This is a genomic window from Vitiosangium sp. GDMCC 1.1324 (assembly GCF_003044305.1).
Taxonomy (GTDB): domain Bacteria; phylum Myxococcota; class Myxococcia; order Myxococcales; family Myxococcaceae; genus Archangium.
On sequence record NZ_PZOX01000013.1, the window covers coordinates 182,093 to 200,847 of the forward strand.

The 18,755-nt window shown below is 69.2% G+C and carries 19 protein-coding genes; 7 read left to right on the plus strand and 12 right to left on the minus strand.

Annotated elements, in window-relative coordinates:
• Window positions 1-232 precede the first annotated feature (232 nt).
• Window positions 233-1,300 carry a hypothetical protein gene (locus DAT35_RS32895; RefSeq protein WP_108072535.1) on the plus strand — a complete coding sequence of 356 codons (1,068 nt, stop codon included), beginning with the start codon at window positions 233-235 and terminating at the stop codon, window positions 1,298-1,300.
• A 65-nt stretch (window positions 1,301-1,365) separates the two neighbouring features.
• Here the strand turns inward: DAT35_RS32895 and DAT35_RS32900 are convergent, their stop codons facing one another.
• Both DAT35_RS32900 and DAT35_RS32905 read right to left on the minus strand, forming a co-directional pair.
• Window positions 1,366-2,187, minus strand: coding sequence for a LytTR family DNA-binding domain-containing protein (locus DAT35_RS32900; RefSeq protein ID WP_108072537.1), 822 nt, complete (start codon window positions 2,185-2,187; stop codon window positions 1,366-1,368).
• Window positions 2,180-3,277 carry a sensor histidine kinase gene (locus tag DAT35_RS32905; protein ID WP_146209992.1) on the minus strand — a complete coding sequence of 366 codons (1,098 nt, stop codon included), beginning with the start codon at window positions 3,275-3,277 and terminating at the stop codon, window positions 2,180-2,182. The genes DAT35_RS32900 and DAT35_RS32905 overlap by 8 nt, the downstream gene beginning before the upstream one ends.
• 88 nt (window positions 3,278-3,365) lie before the next feature.
• On the opposite strand from DAT35_RS32905, the gene DAT35_RS59290 reads away from it, so the two are divergent.
• Window positions 3,366-4,100, plus strand: a complete 735-nt coding sequence (locus DAT35_RS59290; protein WP_158501994.1) for a CsgG/HfaB family protein — start codon at window positions 3,366-3,368, stop codon at window positions 4,098-4,100.
• Entirely contained in the window at window positions 4,097-5,620 is a 1,524-nt protein-coding gene (locus DAT35_RS59295; RefSeq protein ID WP_158501995.1) for a CsgG/HfaB family protein, read from the plus strand. The genes DAT35_RS59290 and DAT35_RS59295 overlap by 4 nt, the downstream gene beginning before the upstream one ends.
• On the opposite strand, the gene DAT35_RS32915 is transcribed toward DAT35_RS59295, so the two are convergent.
• The 3 genes from DAT35_RS32915 to DAT35_RS32920 are packed head-to-tail and all read right to left on the minus strand — an operon-like array spanning window position 5,580 to window position 9,208.
• Window positions 5,580-6,194, minus strand: a complete 615-nt coding sequence (locus DAT35_RS32915) for a hypothetical protein (protein WP_108072541.1) — start codon at window positions 6,192-6,194, stop codon at window positions 5,580-5,582. The two genes, DAT35_RS59295 and DAT35_RS32915, sit on opposite strands and share 41 nt — an antisense overlap.
• Window positions 6,191-6,343, minus strand: coding sequence for a hypothetical protein (locus DAT35_RS59300; RefSeq protein ID WP_158501996.1), 153 nt, complete (start codon window positions 6,341-6,343; stop codon window positions 6,191-6,193). Before DAT35_RS59300 ends, DAT35_RS32915 begins: the two co-directional genes overlap by 4 nt.
• A gap of 9 nt (window positions 6,344-6,352) precedes the next feature.
• Window positions 6,353-9,208, minus strand: a complete 2,856-nt coding sequence (locus DAT35_RS32920) for a PAS domain-containing protein (protein ID WP_233261865.1) — start codon at window positions 9,206-9,208, stop codon at window positions 6,353-6,355.
• 285 nt (window positions 9,209-9,493) lie between these two features.
• On the opposite strand from DAT35_RS32920, the gene DAT35_RS32925 reads away from it, so the two are divergent.
• Entirely contained in the window at window positions 9,494-10,144 is a 651-nt protein-coding gene (locus tag DAT35_RS32925) for an SCO family protein (protein WP_108072545.1), read from the plus strand.
• Window positions 10,145-10,248: 104 nt separating this feature from the next.
• On the opposite strand, the gene DAT35_RS32930 is transcribed toward DAT35_RS32925, so the two are convergent.
• The 3 genes from DAT35_RS32930 to DAT35_RS32940 all read right to left on the minus strand — a co-directional run bounded on the left by DAT35_RS32930 (window position 10,249) and on the right by DAT35_RS32940 (window position 11,839).
• A complete protein-coding gene (locus DAT35_RS32930; RefSeq protein WP_108072547.1) occupies window positions 10,249-10,677 on the minus strand; it encodes a hypothetical protein in 429 nt (142 codons plus the stop codon).
• A gap of 115 nt (window positions 10,678-10,792) precedes the next feature.
• Window positions 10,793-11,227, minus strand: coding sequence for a hypothetical protein (locus DAT35_RS32935; protein WP_108072549.1), 435 nt, complete (start codon window positions 11,225-11,227; stop codon window positions 10,793-10,795).
• An 81-nt stretch (window positions 11,228-11,308) separates the two neighbouring features.
• Complete coding sequence (locus DAT35_RS32940; RefSeq protein ID WP_199243077.1) at window positions 11,309-11,839, minus strand: O-acetyl-ADP-ribose deacetylase; 531 nt, start codon at window positions 11,837-11,839, stop codon at window positions 11,309-11,311.
• Between the two features lie 167 nt (window positions 11,840-12,006).
• Between DAT35_RS32940 and DAT35_RS32945 the strand changes: the two genes are divergently transcribed.
• Entirely contained in the window at window positions 12,007-12,534 is a 528-nt protein-coding gene (locus DAT35_RS32945) for a hypothetical protein (RefSeq protein ID WP_108072551.1), read from the plus strand.
• Between the two features lie 53 nt (window positions 12,535-12,587).
• Here DAT35_RS32945 and DAT35_RS32950 read toward each other — a convergent pair whose 3' ends face one another.
• The gene (locus DAT35_RS32950; protein WP_108072553.1) at window positions 12,588-13,166 is read right to left on the minus strand and encodes a Fis family transcriptional regulator; all 579 of its coding nucleotides are present in this window, start codon (window positions 13,164-13,166) and stop codon (window positions 12,588-12,590) included.
• A gap of 321 nt (window positions 13,167-13,487) precedes the next feature.
• Complete coding sequence (locus tag DAT35_RS32955) at window positions 13,488-14,633, minus strand: DUF4157 domain-containing protein (protein ID WP_158501997.1); 1,146 nt, start codon at window positions 14,631-14,633, stop codon at window positions 13,488-13,490.
• Window positions 14,634-15,192: 559 nt separating this feature from the next.
• On the opposite strand from DAT35_RS32955, the gene DAT35_RS32960 reads away from it, so the two are divergent.
• Window positions 15,193-16,362 (plus strand): hypothetical protein, encoded by a 1,170-nt coding sequence (locus tag DAT35_RS32960; RefSeq protein ID WP_233261866.1) that lies wholly within the window; start codon window positions 15,193-15,195, stop codon window positions 16,360-16,362.
• A 37-nt stretch (window positions 16,363-16,399) separates the two neighbouring features.
• Window positions 16,400-16,831: a hypothetical protein gene (locus DAT35_RS32965; protein WP_108072557.1), complete on the plus strand. Its 432-nt coding sequence runs from the start codon at window positions 16,400-16,402 to the stop codon at window positions 16,829-16,831.
• Window positions 16,832-16,843: 12 nt separating this feature from the next.
• On the opposite strand, the gene DAT35_RS32970 is transcribed toward DAT35_RS32965, so the two are convergent.
• Entirely contained in the window at window positions 16,844-18,205 is a 1,362-nt protein-coding gene (locus tag DAT35_RS32970) for a universal stress protein (protein ID WP_108072559.1), read from the minus strand.
• 116 nt (window positions 18,206-18,321) lie between these two features.
• Window positions 18,322-18,747 carry a type II secretion system protein GspG gene (locus DAT35_RS32975; RefSeq protein ID WP_233261867.1) on the minus strand — a complete coding sequence of 142 codons (426 nt, stop codon included), beginning with the start codon at window positions 18,745-18,747 and terminating at the stop codon, window positions 18,322-18,324.
• Window positions 18,748-18,755 lie beyond the last annotated feature (8 nt).

Sequence of the window (18,755 nt, forward strand, 5' to 3'; positions counted from 1 at the left end):
TCATCCTTCTGCGCTTCGAGCGCCTCGATGCATTGCCGCTCACAATCTGCGAGCTTCTCTGGGAGCATCCCGTTTCGTCCCTCCCGGCGGCGGATTCATCCCTCGCCACGAAGGCTTCGTCACATCGCTCCGCTGTGTTTTGTCATCTACCGCTACCAATGAAGCCACCCGAGAGCCCACGGGCTCCGGGACAGGTTCCGTGCGTTTCGCACGCGAACTCCATGGAGGCTTCATGAAAACCCTGACGTCCATCCGAAACACCTTCCTGATGAGTGCCCTGATCCTGGCGTCCGTGCCGGGATGCCAGGGTGATGAACCCACCGCCGAGGCGCCCCCAAGCGAGGGGCTCGCCCAGAGCCCCCAGGGGCTCGCCTGCGACACCAACCTCGTGCCCGTCATGACCGGCCCGACCACGCCCAGCGGCATCGTCACCCGCTCCGGCGTCTACAGCTCGTCCTACGAGGCCTACCTCGCGTTCGATGGCAACGCCTCGTCCATGTTCATCTCCCAGGTCGGTCAGACTCCGGCAACGCTCGGCTACGAGTTCCCCTCGCCCAAGACCATCACCCGCTACGCCCTCCAGTACTCCAACGGTTCCATCACCACGCGCGCCCCCAAGAACTGGACGCTCGAGGCCTTCAATGGCAGTGCCTGGGTCGCCGTCGACACGCGCTCCAACGAGATCAACTGGAGTGGCTCCGAGCGGCGCGAGTACGCCGTCGCCTCGCCCGGCTCCTACAGCAAGTACCGCCTCAACGTCTCGGATGACAACGATTCCCGCACCGGCATCGAGGTCATCTCCCTGGGCGGCTTCGAGCTCATCGGCTGCGCCTGCGAGAACACCAACCAGGTGCCCGTCATGACTGGCCCGACCACGCCCAGCGGCATCGTCACCCGCTCCGGCGTCTACAGCTCGTCCTACGAGGCCTACCTCGCGTTCGATGCCAGCGCCTCGTCCATGTTCATCTCCCAGGTCGGCCAAACCCCGGCAACGATTGGCTACGAGTGGACCGATGGGCCCAGGACCATCAACCGCTACGCCCTCCAGTACTCCAACGGCTCCATCACCACGCGCGCCCCCAAGAACTGGACGCTCGAGGCCTTCAACGGCAGTGCCTGGGTCGCCGTCGACACGCGCTCCAATGAGCTCAACTGGAGTGGCTCCGAGCGGCGCGAGTACGCCGTCGCCTCGCCCGGCTCCTACAGCAAGTACCGCCTCAACGTCTCGGATGACAACGATTCCCGCACCGGTATCGAGGTCATCTCCCTGGGCGGCCTCGAGTTCATCGGCTGCCGGTAGTCCTTCCCACGTGTAGCGCGGTCGCGGCTCCCCGCCCCGGTACCTCCGAGGCGGGGAAGTCCGCGTCAGAAGGACTGATTCAACAGGGCCTCGACGTGGGCCTTGCGTCCCGGGCTGAGCCTCAAGCGGGTCCCATCCGCGAGGACGACCACATGGCCTCGCTCGATACCGGGCTCGAGGTGGCGGATTCGCTCGACGTTCACCAGCGTGGAGCGGTGGATGCGCAGGAAGCGGCGGGGATCCAACCACTGCTCGACCTGGGCGAGCGTCTCGCGAATCATCGGGCTGCGCCGCCCCACGTGCAGCACCACGTAGTTGCCCTCCGCCTCGCACCAGTCGATCTGCTCCACCGGCACGAACTCCACGCGCTCGTCCGTCTTCACCACGAGGCGCTCCAGGTAACCCGTGGACGGGAGCGCGGCCGGAGGAGCCGCTGGCACCGCCGCGTGTCCCGCGAGCAGCGCCGACAGCCGCTGGATGAGCTCCCGGGCCCGTCCCCCATCGAGCGCCTGCCGCGCCCGCTCCAGTGCCTGCCGGAAGCGCGCGTCATGAAAGGGTTTGAGCAGGTAGTCGAGTGCGTTCACCTCGAAGGCCCGCACCGCGTACTGGTCATGTGCCGTCACGAAGATGACCGCGGGCATCCGCTCCGGGCCCACCTCGCGAATGACGGCGAACCCATCCACCTCGGGCATCTGCACGTCCAGGAAGACGAGATCCGGCGGCTCGGCGAGGAGGGTGTCGATGGCCTCCCGGCCTCCCGCGCACTCCTGGACATGTGCCACATCCGGAGCCTTGCCCAGCAGGCCGCGCAGGTTGGCACGCGCGAGCGGCTCATCGTCCACCACGAGCACCCGGAGCGGGCGCGGGGGCGCGCTGGCCTCACGCATGGGACACCTCCCTCGCACCACCGGAGTCTGGCTCGTAGGGCAGCACCACCCGCGCGCACACGCCTCCCCCTTCCTCGTCTGTCAGGGTGAGGGAGGACTCCTCACCGTAGAGCTGCCGGAGCCGCGCTCGGGTGTTCGCCAGCCCGATGCCCGTGCCCGGCTCACCGCCCCTGCCCAGCCCCGGGCCGTTGTCGCGGACCTCCAGCAGCAACCGGTCTTTCTCGCGCATGGCCCGGACGCGGATGCATCCCCCCTCGGCGCTGCGGGCCACGCCATGCCGGAGCGCGTTCTCCACCAGCGGCTGCAACACCAGCGCCGGAACGAGCGCGCCCAGCGCCTCCGGCTCGACGTCCATCTCCACCTGGAGCCGCTCGCCGAAGCGGAGCCGCTCGATGCCCAGGTAGCGCCTCACGAACTCCACCTCGTGTTCCAAGGTCACCTCGAGCTCCTCCCGGCCCTCCAGGCTCGTGCGCAGCAACTGCCCCAGCTCCACCAGCGCGTGGACGGCCTCGTCTCCCCTCCCCGTGCGCACCAGGCCCGTGACGGCGTTGAGGCCATTGAAGACGAAGTGCGGGTCGAGCTGCATCCGCAATGTCTGGAGCCGGGACTCGGCGAGCCGCGTGGCCAGTCGCGCCTCGGCCAGCTCCCGCTCCCGCAGCCGGCGGGAGGAGGCCACCAGATGGTGGATGGTCAGCAGGGCCAGGTACTCGATGAAGCTGGCCGCGCCCCGGTCCACCAGGAGCTGACGGAGACCGGTACTCCAGCCCTCGAGCCCATGCCAGCGCAGGAGCCACCCGGTAGGCAGCGCGGTGAGCAGCACATGGCCCAGCGAGAGCGGCACACCAGCTCCGAGCAGCAGCGTCAGGTGGTAGCGCGCGCGAGGGCCCGTCAGGGGCGCACGTCGGAAGAGCGCCAGGACGAGCGGGGCGAGCAGGGCCCACACGCTATAGGGGAACAGGTGCAGGGCCAGCTTGAAGGCGAAGTCCCGAGGCTCCGCCGCGTAGTCCCGGAGCGCCGAGGGCAATGCGGCCAGGACCCCGGCGGCGGTGCCCATCACCCACACCTGCGTCGTCCACCTGGAGTACCTCACTCGGCCACCCGCCTGATGAACTCCCCGCTTCGCGTCGCGGCTACCGCGGGTCAGGGCAGGATGCCATCATCCTCCGCTCTTGAGACCCATGTCGCGGCAAGAAGATACCGGGGCGGAGGCACACCGCTCCCGGGGGGAAGGGGACGAGGCGCTTCCACCAGTTCCCCTGCGAGGAGCCCGCTCCAGCGCGGAGCCCGGGGCTCGGACATCCGGCGCCCTCCTGTCGGTCCGACACGCGCTCCTCGTCGCCATCGGCCTCGCCCTGCCGGGGCTGGTGGCCCTCCTGCTCCGCACCGAGCCCCCCGAGACTCCGGCGCCTGCTGCGGCCGTCGTCCCCTCGAGCGCCGGGCCGAAAGAGGCCGCCACTCGGGCCGTGCCGGAGTCCGCCGCGTCGCCGGTGCGCGTGTGCGTGCTGCCCTTCAAGAACCTGGGCCGGGAGGAGGCGCTGGCCGTGCTGCAGGACGGCCTCGCCGAGTCGGTGGTGACGGATTTCGGACAGCACCCCGGCTTCCGCCTCATCGAGCGCGGGCTGCTCGAGCTGGACTTCCAGGAGCTGGCCTTCTCCCAGAGCAGCCACGTGGACCCGGCCACGCGCGCGCAGCTCGGCCGCATCGCCGGGGCGGAGGTGGTGGTACTCGGCAGCTACCAGCGCGCGGGAGATGTGCTCCGGGCCACCGCGCGCTTCGTCCATGTCGAAACGGGCGAGGTGTTGGAGACGGCGCGAGTGGAAGGACCCGCCGCGGAGCCCCTTGCCCTCCAGGACGCGCTCGCCGCGCGAGTGAAGGCGCTGTTGCCCATGCTCCAGCGCAGGATGCGCACATGAGCGGCGTGGGTCGGGTGGCGGGGCTCATGCTGGTGCTGCTCGCGGCGGAGACGCTGGCGGCGAAGCCTGTCACCGAGGGGCCCGTCGCGGTGCTGCCCTTCAAGAACCTCAACCAGGACGCGGCGCTGGAGTGGATGCGGCTGGGCATCGCCGAGACGGTGCTCTCGGACCTGCGCGCCAACGGCCAGGTTCAGGTGGTGGAGCGGGAGCAGCTCAACCATGCGCTCACGGAGCTCGCCCTCCAGCAGACGCGGGGCACCGAGGAGTCCACGGCGGTGCGGGTGGGACGGATGGTGGGCGCCCGCACGATGCTGCTGGGCAGCTTCCAGCGCGCGGGGAATCAGCTCCGCCTCAACGCGCGCCTCGTCGCCGTGGAGACGGGCGTGGTGCTGGACGCGGCGAAGGTGACGGGACCGCTCGAGCATATCTTCGCGCTACAGGATGACCTCGTCGCGCGGCTGCTCGGCACCGGGGGCACGAAGGCGCCGCGGCGGAAGCGCCGCACCGGCCCCCCGGTGGTGAAGGCCTACGAGCTCTATGGCCGTGCACTCGCGAGCGTCACGGAGACCGAGCGCATGGCGCTGCTGCGCGAGGCCGTGAAGGCGGAGCCGGACTTCACCTATGCGCGCGAGGACCTCGTCCAGCTGGAGACTCGGCTGCGAGAGTACCGGCGCGCCTCGGTGGCGGCGTACGCGGAGCGGCGGTCCCGGCTCCTGGCGACCCTCAGCGACGCGTCGCTGACTCCCGTGGAACGTGGGAATGCGGCGTTCCAGCTCCTCTCCCTGCACAACAACACCCGGAGCTGGTGGGGGCTCCTTCGAGACGCCGAGCACCTCAGCCGGATGACGCTGCCAGAACCGATGTCCGCCTCCGTGCGCGAGCTGGCGCTGGAGAGCCTCGCCACCGCGCATTGGAATCTTCGTCAGCGCAAGGCGGCCCTCCAGGACACCGAGCGCCTCATGCGGGAGTTCCCCGGCAGTCCTCGCTTCCTCACGTGGGAGTTCCAGGCGAAGGGCCTCATCAAAGAGCTACGGGAGAGGCAGACAGACCCCGCCACCGCAGCAAGTGCGCTCGCGGAGCGGGACGCATGGACGACCCAGGCCAGGCAGCCCAGCCCGAGGCAGGCCGACTGGAGCCGGAAGCTGGAGCTCGATCACTGCACGCTGAGATGCGATCACTTCCTGTTCGAGGAGGCCCTTCCTGTCTGCCGCGCCTTCATCGAGTCCTGGAGACACCATGACGACACCGATGCGCGCGTGGATGTCATCATCGCCTTTCTGAGGGAAATCACGGCGCTCGCCGAGCTGGGCCGCTTCACCGAGGCCAACGCCAGCATGGAGGAGCTCGAGTCCTTCGTGGACGCGCACCCGGACATCGCATCCCAGCGCACCACGGTGGAGGGTGCCCGCAACAGCCTGCCCTCCGATGACGAAGAAGCCGCCACCCCGAGCATGCCCGAAGGCCCGGGTGGTGGAGCTGTCAAGGCAGGTTACCGAGGCTCTCCCCAAGAAGTGCATTGAGGAGCGTAGGCCGATTCGACTCCAGGTTGAGGTGCCCGACGCGAAGGTCTGGCAAAGGCACATCGGCCAGCATCAACGGGAAGGGACGGTAGCCGAGCATCTTCTCGATGTACTGCGCCAGCGTGTCCGCGCAGTCCCTGGCCTCACCCGTTGATTCGTAGGTGAGTTGCGGGCGGGCAGGTGTCTCGCCGGCTCGAAGGGTTTCGGTCGTCACGTAGACGAGGTACAGCGGCGCAAGGATGCTCACGGCCCCTACGACCCGGGTGACGACCCGGCAGCCATCTGGCAAGGACGTCTCCAGATAGACGCAGCAACGGACACAGGCGGCCATCCAGGGCTGTGTCACATCCCAGACGTCGTGCCCGGGAAACACGGACTGAAGGCTCGCCAGGAAGTCAGCCCATTCCTTCCAGTCGTCCAGAGCCTTCCGCCAGGCATCACGCCACCGTTGGTGCTCGGGCGTCCGTTGAAAGGCGAGAGGCGACTCGTCGTAGTTGTCCTCTTCGGGTGGAAAGCCCACCGGGTAGTAGTGGTGCGCGATCCGGACAAGAGCCTCCTGCGTGAGCTCGTTCATTCGTCGCAATGGTAGGACACACCGAAGTGGACCGTCTTTACGTCTTCGGTTTCGCAGGCGCTCACCCGTGCGCCCCTGATTTTCTCGTCGAGCATCGGCTCGTAGAGCTTCTTGAAGTTGATGAAGCGGTTGCGCTTCGACAGGCCCACCTCGAAGCCTCACCCCGTCCGCGCGCCCATGTCCCCTCGTCCGGCCAGCCGTGCCACCGCCTCGATGAAGGCCCCCGGCTCCAGTGGCTTCGCCAGGTGCACCTGGAAGCCCGCCCGGTACGCCCTCCGCGCGTCCTCCGCGCTCGCGTAGGCCGTCAGTGCAATCGCTGGCACCCATTGGTCCCTCGCCTCGGCCCACGCCCGCACCTTCCTCAACAGCGCGTGTCCGTCCTCCCCCGGCAGCCCGATGTCGGACACCAGCACGTCCGGCATCCCCGCCTTCAGCCGCTCCATCGCCTCGCCCGAGTTGCTCGCCGTGCTCACCACCGCGCCCCGCTCGCGCAGCATGAGCGCGATCAACTCCCGCGCGTCCGCCGCGTCCTCCACCAGCAGCACCGTCACCCCGTCCAGCTTCACTCCCGGCGCCGACACCTCCGCCCCCGGCAGCGCCTCCGTCTGCTCCTCGGGCAGCACCGCCGGCACCGGCAGCGTCACCGTGAAGGTGGACCCCTTCCCCTCCCCCGCGCTCTCCGCCTTCACGCTCCCCCCGTGCAGCCCCACCAGGTGGTGCACGATGGCCAGTCCCAACCCCAACCCCCCGTGCTCGCGCGTCGCCGAGCCGTCCGCCTGCCAGAAGCGCTCGAAGAGGTGCGGCAGGAAGTCCGCTCGAATCCCCTTCCCCGTGTCCGTCACCCGCACCCGCAGCTCGCGCTCGGCCCGGTCCACCCGGATGAGCACCCGTCCTCCCGCCGGCGTGAACTTCACCGCGTTCACCAGCAGGTTCCACAGCACCTGCTGCAACCGTCCCGGGTCTCCCACCAGCATCGCCGAGCCGTTGCCGCCCACCTCCACCTCGAGCGCCAGCGACACCCCCTTCTGCTCCGCGTGCGGCTTCACCACCTCCACCGCCGCCTGCACCACCCCCACCAGCTCCACGCCCTTGCGGTACAGCGTCAGCTTGCCGGTGATGATGCGCGACACGTCCAGCACGTCTTCAATCAGCTGCGCCAGCGTGCGCGCGTTGCGCTCGATGACGGCCAGCCCCTTCTCCACCGCTCGCGCGTCGTTCTGCCGGTTGCGCAGCATCTGCGTCCAGCCCAGCACCGCCGTCAGCGGCGTGCGCAGCTCGTGGCTCATCACCGCGAGGAACTCATCCTTGGCCCGGTTGGCCGCCTGCGTCTCCGCCATCAGCCGCGTGTTCTCAATCGCCACCGAGGCCATGCGCGCCAGCTGCACGAGAATCGCCTCGTCCTCGGAGCTGAAATCGCCCTCGTGCCGGTCCGACAGCTGGATGAGGCCCAGGTTGCGCCCATCCCGTCCCACCAGCGGCGCTGCCAGCCAGCCGCGCAGCGGCGGATGCTTCCCCTTGTGCCGCCCGAAGCCCCGCCACGCCGGGTGCGCCTCCAGCTCCGCCTGCGTCATCCGCATCGGCAGGTTCAGCCGGCACACCCACGAGTAGATGCCCGTGCCCTCCGGCCGCTCGTTCCACTCGCGCCACGCCCCGTGCTTGTCCGACAACGAGCGGGCATGGATGGCCTGCGCCCAGTTCCCATCCACCGTCAGGCTGGTGAGCGCCTGGTGCGCCCCAATCACCTCGCGCGCCTGCTCGGTGATGGCCTTGAGCACATGCTCGATGGAGTCCGCCTCGCTGATGACGAGCGCGGCGCTCGCCAGGCCCTGCAGCTGCACCGAGTGGCGCTGCTCGCGCGCGAGCAACCGCTCCCGCTCGGCCTCGCCCTGGCGCTGGAGGGTGATGTCCCGGTGGGCGCCCACCCACTCGCGTACCGTGCCGTCCGCCTCCATCACCGGCACCGCGCGCGCCAGCATGTGGCGGTACGTCCCGTCATGGCGCCGCAGCCGGTGCTCCAGTTGGAAGGACGTGCGCGTGGAAAGCGCATCCTCCCAGGCCCGCACGGTGCGCTCGCGGTCCTCCGGGTGCACCGCGTCCAGCCAGCCCCAGCCCAGCAGATCCTCGCGCGTCTGTCCGGTGAAGGCGCTCCAGCCCGGCAGGTCCTCGACGAACTCACCCGAGGGCGGTGTGGCCCAGATGATGTCCGAGGTCGCCGTCACCAGTGAGCGGAAGCGCTCCTCGCTGTGCCCCAAATCCCTCGCCAGCGCCTCGGCGGTGCGGCGCGAGCGCACCAGGTCCGTCACGTCGTAGGCGAAGATGGCCACGCCCTCCACCCTCCCGGCGGCGTCGCGCTGCGGGTGGTAGGCGATGTCGAAGAACATCTCCTCTGGCGCTCCGCCCGGGCGAGGCACCTTCACCGGCCGGGCCCTCCCCACGTACGAGTTGCCCGAGGCATACACCCGGTCCATCACCTCGTAGACGCCCTGGCCCACCAGCTCCGGGAGGGCCTCGCGCACCGGCTGACCCACCATGTCCCGGCTCCCGTAGAAGCGCCGGTGCAGGAGGTTGGAGAAGACGAAGCGGTGCTCGGGGCCACGGGTGATGCTCACGGCGGCGGGCGCGAGCATCAGCATCTCCTGGAAGCGGGCGCGCTCGCCCTCCACGGCGGTGCGCGCCGCCTGCTCCACGGACAGCAGCCGCACCCGCTCGTTCTCCGCTAGGCGCCGCTCCGTCACGTCCCGGGCGAAGACGACGAGCCCCTCGCCCGAGGGGAAGGCCCGCGTCTCCAGCCACGCCCCCGCAGGCGCGAAGAAGTCCTCCAGCGACACCAGGGTGCGCGCCTCCATGGCGCGGCGCCAGGCCGGGGCGAAGCCACTCTCCGCCACCTCGGGCAGCGCCACCCACAGCTCCTGCCCCAGCAGTTGCTCCCGCGCGCGGCCCAGCAGCCGCTCCAGCACCGCGTTGAGCCACACCAGCCGCCACGCCCCATCCACCACGAGGATGCCGTCGGTCACCCCGTCCAGAAGCGGATCAAACCCCGAAGGGCCCCGCGGCTCCGGCCCCCCGGTCGGAGTTCTTGGCGGCTGGTGGATGTCCATGGATGTAAGTCCATCCGACATACCAGAGCACCCGGACGGCCGCTCGCGGCCGAGGGGTAGACTGTTGGCCTCCAGCCGCTCCGAGGTGGGAGTAGCGGACACCCGGGCAGCGTGAAGCCCGGCCGGGGAGCAGGGAGGCGGCCTCGCGGTGTGCGGCCTTGTACCTCCGGGACGCATCCGTTAGCAGTCGGGCCGCACCCCATGACCACCGACGCCCTGAATCCCTCCGGAACCCCGCCGCGCTCCGTGAACCGCTTCCTGTGGGTGGCGCTGGCCTCCGCCGCGTGCCTGCTGGCGCTCGGGGTGGCCCTGCTGCTCCCTCGCGAGGAGCCCCTGCAACGGCTCGGCAAGCTCCCGGCCTTCACCTTCACGCGCCAGGACGGCCAGCCCTTCGGGCTCCAGCAGCTCGAGGGCCGCCCCTGGGTGGCCAACTTCATCTTCACCCGCTGCCCCACCATCTGCCCCGTCTTCACGGCGAAGCTGGCGCGCTTCCAGAAGCAGACGGCGGACATGGGTGGGGAGCTGGCGCTCGTGTCCTTCTCGGTGGACCCGAAGTACGACACCCCCGAGCGCCTCACCGCCTACGCCGCGAAGTACGGCGCGGACCCGGCCCGCTGGAGCTTCCTCACCGGCGACTACGAGCAGCTCAAACAGACGGTGGTGGGCGGCTTCAAGATCGCGATGGGCCGCAACGACGAGAACGAGGACGACATCCCCAGCATCTTCCACGGCTCGCACTTCGTGCTGGTGGACCGGACGGGGGAGATTCGCGGCTACTACAACAGCGAGGACGACGACGCCGTGGAGCGGTTGCGGCGCGACGCCGGGCGGCTGGTGCGCGGCGGCGAGTAGCGCCGACTCGAGCCACCGAGCCGCCGGAAAGCACGAAGGGCCGGCTTCCCGCATAGGGAAGACCGGCCCTGTTCACGCGAGGCGCACTCGGGGATGCGAGGGGCTCAGGCCGCCTGCATCTGGAGCAGCTTCTGGGCCTGGGCGTGGGCGAAGATGTTCTGCAGGTTGACGCCACCCTGGGGCGGGAAGGTGTCGCCGACCTTCTTGGCGATGCCGCCCACCGTCTGGGCCAGGTCGCCGATCTTGCTGATGGTGGGCATCGCCTTGGCCAGGAAGCCCAGGCCACCCAGGGGACCGCCGGCCACGAAGGACAGGGCGTTGTCGAGGAACTTGTCGGCGAAGGGCTTGACGAAGTTGCCGATGCCGAAGGGCAGCTTGTCGAGGGCACCGCCGACCAGCTTCTTGATGGGGGCCATCAGGCTGTCCAGCGGCTTCTGGAGGAAGCTGGTCACCTTACCGATACCGTCCGCGACCTTGCTCACCGTCCGCGCGATACCGCCGATAGCCTTGCCGATGCTCTTGAGGAAACCCATGGTCGTAGCCCTCGATCCCGAATAGGGATGACGAAATCGTTTTTTGGAAGCCGCCCCGCGCTGGGGAGTACACCAGGGTTATCGAACAGGGCTTTTTCGAGTTGCGTCCGAATTTTCAGATCCTGCCCGAGCCGCCCTTGCGCACCTGGTTGAGCAGCTCCTGGCTCGTCTCGGAGTCACCCGAGCGCACCTGCTGCTGACCCTCGGTGCCCTGGAGCGACGGCTTGCCGGCGGAGGCCTTGGCGCCCTCGAAGCCGGACTTGGAGAAGTCAGGCCCGCCGATGCCCAGCTCGCCCCGGGCGCCCGCGAGGAAGAAGTTGCCGACGTCCTCGGCGGAGGGGGGCTCGTAGCCGGCGGCGCGCAGCTCCTCGTCCGAGGCCACCTGGAGCACCGGCTGCTTGTCCGGGTTCTGCACGTAGTCGAGCACCAGCTCCACGTACGCCTCCAGCTCCATGCCCACCGCCTTCGCGATGCGCTTGGTGTCAGAGTCTTCGAGAAGCTCGGCGCGCAGCTTCTCCACGGGCTTCTTCAGGCGCTTCTGCTCGGACATAGGTCAGGGCTCCAATCGCGGAAATTCGGAGTAGCCCGCGACTGTACTCCAGCTGTTCCACTCCAGCCAAAACGCCCCCGCTCAGGCGGACGGCGGTGCTCCGGCCGCCGCGAGCGCCTGGCGATACACCTCGAGGTCCGCGGCGCTGAAGAGCACCACCGTCACGCGCTCGAGCTGGGGCTGGTGGGCGAGCGCGGCCCGGATTTCCCGCAGGGCGATGGGAGCGGCCTCGGAGATGGGGAAACCGTAGACCCCCGTGGAGATGGAGGGGAAGGCCACGGAGCGCAGGGCATGGCGCTCGACGAGCTCGAAGACGGAGCGGTAGCAGCGCGCGAGCTGCCCGCGCTCGCCCTGGTGGCCGCCGCGCCAGACGGGGCCCACGGTGTGGATGACGTGCCGAGCGGGCAACCGGTAGGCACCGGTGATGCGGGCCTCGCCGGTGGGGCAGCCGTGGAGGGTGCGGCACTCGGCGAGCAGCTCGGGCCCGGCGGCGCGGTGGATGGCACCGTCCACGCCCCCGCCTCCGAGCAGCGAGGAGTTGGCCGCGTTCACCAGGGCATCGGCGGCCACCTTCGTGAGGTCCCCCTGCATCAACACCAACCGGTCATCCATCAGGTCTCGAGTCACACGGCGCTCCTGGGAAAGAGAGGCCAGCCGGACGGGCAGGCGGCGGAGAGGCTGACTCCCCCGCGGAGAGTCCGGGCGATGACGCGGTGCTTCCAATCGAGGCCCGCGTGCATACCTTGGCCAGAAAGACCGGGAGAGGGAAGGGACACGACATGGCGACGAATGAGACGCGCCTGCTGGTGGAGAAGCTGAAGGAAGCGGCCCTGAGGGTGAGCACCCAGGGGGTGCGGTACATCGTGGAGGGCACCGCCGCAGCGGTGAAGGTGATGGACCGGCTCCAGGAGCTGATGCCGAAGCAGGAGCGGGTGGTGCGGGTGAAGCGAGAGCCCGCCCCGGGCCGTCCCGCGACTCCCGTCCCGCCCATGGTGAGCCGGCCGGACAGGCAGGTGCTCCAGCAGACGCGAACCACCGCGACGCGCGTGCTGGAGGAAGCGCGGGCCACGCAGAAGCGCATCAAGGAGGCCCGGCCGGCGCGCAGTCCCTTGAAGGGCTCGGCCCCGGAGGCGCAGACGGAGCAGCCCGCCGCTCCAAAGCGGCAGGCCACGGCGCGGCGGACCCAGGGCCGCAAGGCGACGCCCACGGCGTCGGCCACGGCGCCCAAACGCGCCACGGCGTCCAAGCGCGCCCCGGAGCACCCGGAAGGCTTCAAGGCGAAGCGGGGGCAGAAGCACAAACATTGAGCCCCCGGGTGGCCCCGTCTCCGGAGCCCTCCGCCTGTTACGTGCGCGTGACGTTACCTGCGCGTGACCTTGGGCGAGGTGGCGCGCGGGGCCACCTTGCTGCGCATGCGCGGGCTCTTCACCGAGATGCCGGCGGCCTTCATCTGGGCGGCCTTCTCGGCGGCGAGCCGCTCGGCCTCGGCCTTGCGAGCGGCCTCATCGGCGACGAGCTGGGCGCGGCGCTGGACCATCAGCTCGCGCATGCCGTCGACGGTGAGGTCCACCTGGGCCAGGTGAAGCCGGTAGAGGAGGTCCTCGCGAAGGGTGCCCTTGCTGCGCGCGTTCTCCACGGCGCCCGAGAGCCCCACGACGATTTTGGGCCGCTCCTCCTGGGTCTGGAGGCAGCGGACGATGAGCCCCTGGGCGGTGAAGCTCAGGCGGGCCACGTCGGGGATGAACAGCACCCCGCGAGGCTTCCGCAGGGCGTCACTGACCTGCTCGCTCTGGCGGACCTCCACCAGGGGCCCTTCATGGGAAAAGTTCCTCGCCGCCGTCGCCGCCCACGTGCGCCGCTCGTCTTCCGTGCCGCCGCTCAGGAGCACCGAAGCGCGATTCGCTACGAGCTCCTCTTCGCGATACCCTCGCGGTGTCAAAGGCAGACCTCCCCCGTCGTGACTGCTTTGCACAAAGCCTAACGCAAAACAGGTTATCCGTCGAACCCTGCAAGCGTTCCTGATCCGGGATTCCGGCGCAGATTGCGCGAAACCCCCAATCATTCCAGGAGGTTGAGGGGGTAAGGGAAATTCACACGACCCGAGAGGGTGGCCCCGCCCGGAGGACCCGGACGGAGCGCCGGCGAGACGCCACCGGGGCCGGCCCCCCCCCATGTCGCTTGAGGAGCAAACATGACCCGGTGCGTCGGAGGCGGCCGGGCCGTCGAGGTGCCGGCGCACGTGCACGGTAGGCCCGTCGCGTCAGAGGAGCTTCTTGATCTGATCAGCGTTCCGGGCGTTGTCGACCTTGTTCTTGTTTCCCTTGGCGATGATCTTGAGGGCCTCCTCCGAGAAGGGATCATTCACCTCGACGCCCGAGTGCAGCGTGTCCGCCGCGTCCTGCATTTTCTGTTTCTGGATCTTCTTGCGCAGCGGGCCCGCCAGCGAGCCCACGAGAGGAATCGCGTTGGCGCCATGCATCACCTGTTTCCCCTTCGTCACCGTCTCGAGCTTTTCGAGCATCTCGACGGCATCCTCCGAGGGGTCTTCTTGCGCGAGCGAGTGGTTGAGCGGCAGGTCCATGTCATCGCTGCCCTGCGCGAACTTCTTGGCGATCTCGAGCTTATTGAGCGTCTGCTGATCGTTGTAGACGTTGCGCGACGACTTGATGAGCTTCACGCCCGTGCTCACGCCCGTTGGCGCGAACTGCATCGCGCCGCTGGCCATCAGGTTGGCGCCCTTCTTCTTGGCCTTGGACAGCTTGTGGTTGCGCTTCGCGTCGTGCTCTTCCTGTGTCTCCAGGAGGCCCTGCTTGTCCTCGGAGAGATCCTCGTGCTTCGTGAGGGCGTTCACCTGCTTCTTCTCGACCTTGTTGAAGAGCTTGCCGAAGAAATCGGAGAAGAAGCCACCCTGGATGGGAGCCGCCGAGGCGGGCCCTTGCGCCATCGGGCCTGAGGACGACGGCCGCGAGCCGAGGTGCGGCGCGGAGCCGCCCATCGCCACCGTCATGCCCACGGAATCCGCCTCGTGCTCGAGCCCCGGGTCCGAGTTGAGAAGACCGTTCCCCGAGGGCTGTGCCACGCGTCCATGACGCTGCTGCAGCACGTGGGTGAGCTCATGCGCGAGCAACGCTTTTCCCGGAGGCTCGTGGGGACGGTAGGCCTCGGGCGAGACGTGGATGTCATTGCCCTGGGTGAAGGCGTCCTTCTTGTGGAGCGAGGGGCTCGAGTCGACGTGGAGACGCACGTCGGAGAAGTCAGTCCGGAAGGCACGCCGCATCTCCTGGTGGAGGGACGCGGAGAGCGGCTGACCGGTCCCGGAGGCGCCACGCGCCGGGTCGGTGGTGGGGATGTCACCGAAGCGGTGACCGTGACGCGCAGCGGCCTCGGCGTCGAGTCCCTGGGGCATTGAGTCCGCGGCTTCCGTGCGAACCGTGTGCGAATGGTGGGTGTTCGCCTTCGAAGCGCGTGCATGCGATGCCATGAATCCCCCGTGGAGCATGCGGTGGCTCACGCAGCTCACGCGAACATTAACATGGCAGGACTCGAGCACTGAAACGCTGGGCGGAGCGCCACGGCCTCGTCGAGCCTGGCGGCCCCCTCGGGCGACGAGCAGCAGAGCCCCCTCTTGCCTGAGAGCAGAGGGGCGCGTGCCGGCGAGTTCGTGAGTCGTGAAGAAGAGGACAGTTTCAAAGCGGCTGCCTGGAGGGTGGCTTTGTAACCACCTCCTCGAGCCATACGGTGGTTGGTCCGCGCGGGCTCACGCAGAGAGGTGCGGCATGTCGGCTCGTCCTCCCGAAGTATGTCGTCCCCAACGCACGTCCAGACACGATTCGCCCTGGATTTGCGTGCTGACGGCCTTGTTGCTGACAGCACTCACCAGCTGTGGCACCAGCGTGCGGAGCGTCCGCCTGGACACTGGCCTGGGTGAGTCCCTCGTCCATGTCCCACGTCGAGGACAGACCTCGGTGGAGCTGAAGAGGGAGGAGTTCACGCCAGCGCTGGGCGAGCTGGCCCGGGAGGCACGGCCCCCCTCCCGCCCCCAGGAAGCCGCACGGAAGTTGTTCGCAGTAGATGCGCGCAGCGGTTCGTACCAGTACGAGCCACGCAACCGCCGCCTCACTCCACTCGGGCCGGGCGAAGACCTGGAGGGAGAGCCATCGCCGGCGGAGATGGAGTTGACGCGCGCCTATCTGCGCTGGTGCGAGCGCACTGGCAGGCCAGGAGACTGCCTGCGCCTGCTGGAGGAGAACCCTACCGTCAATGGAGATGGCCGTTACGCGCTGGCCATGGCGCTGGCCCAAGGCGCCGTGCTGGACGAGATGCTGGCCGCGTTCAAGGACATGGCCAATCCGCACGCCATGCTCGCGGCGGTGCTCTGGACGTGGACCACATACCTCGTCCTTCTCGCGGTGCCCGAGCCGTTCTCGAAGGGCCTGGCCGCGGTGATGACCGTCACCCTCATCAGCTATGTGGGCGTCGACACATTCTGGAGCCTCATCGTGGGCTTCAAGCGGCTGGTGGAAGAGGCGGATCGGGCCACGACGTTCGCCGGGCTGCGCGAAGCGGGCGAGCGCTACGGCAAGGTGATGAGCCGCAACGCGGCGCGGGCGTTCGCCATGCTGGCCATGGCGGCCATCGGCAACACCGCGGCGGGGCTGGCGGCGAAGGTACCGGCGCTACCGGCTTCGGCGCAGGCGATGGCACAGGCAGAGACGCAAGTGGGCATCCAGCTCGCGGCGGTGGCGGAAGTGGAGGCAATCGCCGTGAGCGCCGAGACCGTCACCATTGCCCTTGCGCCAGGAGCGGTGGCGATGACGGCACGGGGCCCGGGCGCGGTAGGCGTTCCACGTCCGACGGGCGGTGGCATCTCGGTCAAGGACCTGCACGTAGACGTCCCCAAGCACAAACTTGACCGCCTGGCTCCCTCCTGGCCAGAGCAACGACAGCTCCTCGTCGATGTGGTCCGCCAGCTCGATGGAAACGTCAGCGCGGTGGCCACGAACTCTCAAGGAAGCATTTTCGAGAGCACCCTCACGCTCGCTGATAGGTTCGGGGGGCAGGTCAGCCTGACCGTTCGCTGGTTCAAGTACGCGGACGGTAGCATCACCATCAACACTGCCTTCATTCTTCCGTAAGCGCGTCGCTTCGGGGCTCGCGGGTTGGAGAGAGCTTGTGAACCAGCTCGAATATCTAGCGAAGCAAGTGCTGACAACAGGGAGCCCAGAGGCAGGGCAGGCACTCCGCGACGCTCTCCGCCGCGTCTCCAAACCTGATGAACTCCGGCTATTGGCGGAGGGCTTCTACGCCGAGCCCGAAGTATCGGTGCCCACCTATGAACGGCTCCTGGAGTTGTTGCCCGAGGACGTGCTCGCACGGGTCGAACTCGGTTTCGTCTATTTCCTCATGGGAGAAGACGTCGAGGCGAATCGGCAATTGAGCCTGGCTCGAGCCCTGGAACCGGAGCACGCGCAAGTCCTCACCCTGGAGGCCGCACTGGCGCGCGAGCCGACCGAGAAGGTCCGGCTCTACCGCCGAATCCTTCAGACGGAACCACAGAACGAGATTGCACTCGGCAAGCTCCGCGAGTTGGGTGAAATACCGTAATCGAGCCCTGACTCACGCGTGAAGCACCACCACGGGGCGCCGGCAGCGCTCCACCAGGGCCCGCGCCACCGCATCGCTCAGGTAGCCGGCATGTGTCCGCGCTCGGGACGTTCCCAGGCACACCAGGTCCACCCCCTCGCGCTCGGTGGCCTGGCAGATGGCCCGGGCCACGTCCTCGCCCGTGACTCCCTCCATCGTCCACTGCACCTGCTGGGCTCCTTCCTCGTGGGGCACCAGCGCCTTGAGCCGCTCCATCACCAGGCGCTGCTCGCGAGGCGGCTCCGGCACCACGCCGTACTGGTCCAGCACCCAGGCGCGCTCGGAGGAGCGCAGACGGTGCACATGCAGCAGGTGGACCCGGCCTCCGGGGCGCACCAGCGCACGAGCCTCGGAGATGGCGCGGGTGCACGCCTCGGAGAAGTCGATGGGCACCAGCACCGCGCGCGGCGGCACGGTCTTGCGCACCACGGGCTGGGTGGGCGGCACGCACGTCACGGACTGCTCTGCATGGCGCAGCACTCCCGCCGACACCGAGCCATGCCACAGCCGGGACAGGCCCCCCCGCTGGTGGGTGCCCACCACCACGAGGTCCACGCCGCGCGTGTGCGCCGCATGCAGCAGGTGGTCCGAGAGGCGGCCAAAGCCCGGCTCCAGGTGCGGCTCCAGCTTCCCCTCTCCGGGCAGCTCTCCCACCAGCTCGGCCAGCTCGCGCAGCAGCACGCGCTCCACCTGCGGGTCCAACACCTCGATGCGGCGCACCACGGGGTCCAGCAGCTCCAGGTGCACGGGGGTGTGGATGCCCAGCCGCTCGCGCTCCTCCACGGGCGAGCACACCCGGGTGGCCACCACGTCACAGGGACCGATGTGGCGCAGCTCACGCAGCCACGCCACCGCGGCGGCCGAGGTGCGCGAGTCATCCACGCCCACGAGCACCAGCAGCCGGCGCCGGCCCTGCGCCCAGTCGGCGAGGGAATCCGCGTTGCGGCGCACCACCAGCACGGGCACCTGGGAGTGCTGCGCGAGGCGCTCATGAAGCGGAGCCCGGCGCCAGGGCGAGACGGAGCCCCAGCCGTTGGCGGCGACGACGAGCAACCGGGCATGCTGGGCGAGCTCGTCGTTCAGGAGCGCGCCACCCGGGGAGTGCTCCAACAGCCGCGTCTCCACGGGCAGGTCCGCGGTGCGCAGGCGGGCGGCCTCGGCCCGCAGACGCTCGCGGGCCTCCTCGAGCGAGGCCGGGCCCTCGGGGATGGGGTGGTCGCCGTCGAGCACCCCCAGCAGCCAGAGTGGCTCACGAAGCCGGGAGGCGATAGCGGCGGCGGCCCGGGCGGCCCGGGACGAGGACTCGGAGAGATTGGTTGCGCACACCACGGGCATGACCGCCTCCCACAGCGAGCCCCTCCCCAGGGAAGACCCACTCAGGGACGATGGTCATTCCTGGACAGGACTGGAGCCCCCCGGCCATCGGGGCCCCCGCGCGCACGCCTCGTCCCTCACCGTCCGGGAGAGGAGGACCCGGAGGCCTGACTTGGGCCGATCAGCGCGCGCCCGAGATGGCCGTCGTGGTTGGTGTGGTCCTGGTCCGGCCCATTGCCCCCGCGCTGCCCGTCCTGCCCGAGCGACTGGAGGAAGGGCCGCTGCCCATCGCTCGCGTAGACGTAGGGATGGCCCCAGAAGTCCGTCGGCTCGGCCGGGAGGTACTTGGGCACGAGGAAGGACAAGTCGCCCTCCTCGGGGAGCGCGTGGTGCTCGGCGCGGTAGGCCTCGAGGGCCGTGGTGATGCGCTCGAAGTCGGCGTGGGCCTGGGCCTCACCGGGATCGTCCTTGCCGCGCAGTCCGAGCCACACGACGAGGCCGATGGCCGTGAAGGCGAACGGCAGGAAGATGACCATCAGATGGGGGCGGCGGCGCTGCGTCACGGTGACCT

What these genes read in the sequence shown, in the direction of transcription:
- DAT35_RS32895 (WP_108072535.1), top strand. Translation starts at nt 233, where the DNA reads ATGAAAACCCTGACGTCCATCCGAAACACCTTCCTGATGAGTGCCCTG.
- DAT35_RS32900 (WP_108072537.1), bottom strand. Translation starts at nt 2,187, where the DNA reads ATGCGTGAGGCCAGCGCGCCCCCGCGCCCGCTCCGGGTGCTCGTGGTG.
- DAT35_RS59290 (WP_158501994.1), top strand. Translation starts at nt 3,366, where the DNA reads ATGTCGCGGCAAGAAGATACCGGGGCGGAGGCACACCGCTCCCGGGGG.
- DAT35_RS59295 (WP_158501995.1), top strand. Translation starts at nt 4,097, where the DNA reads ATGAGCGGCGTGGGTCGGGTGGCGGGGCTCATGCTGGTGCTGCTCGCG.
- DAT35_RS32915 (WP_108072541.1), bottom strand. Translation starts at nt 6,194, where the DNA reads ATGAACGAGCTCACGCAGGAGGCTCTTGTCCGGATCGCGCACCACTAC.
- DAT35_RS32925 (WP_108072545.1), top strand. Translation starts at nt 9,494, where the DNA reads ATGACCACCGACGCCCTGAATCCCTCCGGAACCCCGCCGCGCTCCGTG.
- DAT35_RS32930 (WP_108072547.1), bottom strand. Translation starts at nt 10,677, where the DNA reads ATGGGTTTCCTCAAGAGCATCGGCAAGGCTATCGGCGGTATCGCGCGG.
- DAT35_RS32935 (WP_108072549.1), bottom strand. Translation starts at nt 11,227, where the DNA reads ATGTCCGAGCAGAAGCGCCTGAAGAAGCCCGTGGAGAAGCTGCGCGCC.
- DAT35_RS32940 (WP_199243077.1), bottom strand. Translation starts at nt 11,839, where the DNA reads ATGGATGACCGGTTGGTGTTGATGCAGGGGGACCTCACGAAGGTGGCC.
- DAT35_RS32945 (WP_108072551.1), top strand. Translation starts at nt 12,007, where the DNA reads ATGGCGACGAATGAGACGCGCCTGCTGGTGGAGAAGCTGAAGGAAGCG.
- DAT35_RS32955 (WP_158501997.1), bottom strand. Translation starts at nt 14,633, where the DNA reads ATGCCCCAGGGACTCGACGCCGAGGCCGCTGCGCGTCACGGTCACCGC.
- DAT35_RS32970 (WP_108072559.1), bottom strand. Translation starts at nt 18,205, where the DNA reads ATGCCCGTGGTGTGCGCAACCAATCTCTCCGAGTCCTCGTCCCGGGCC.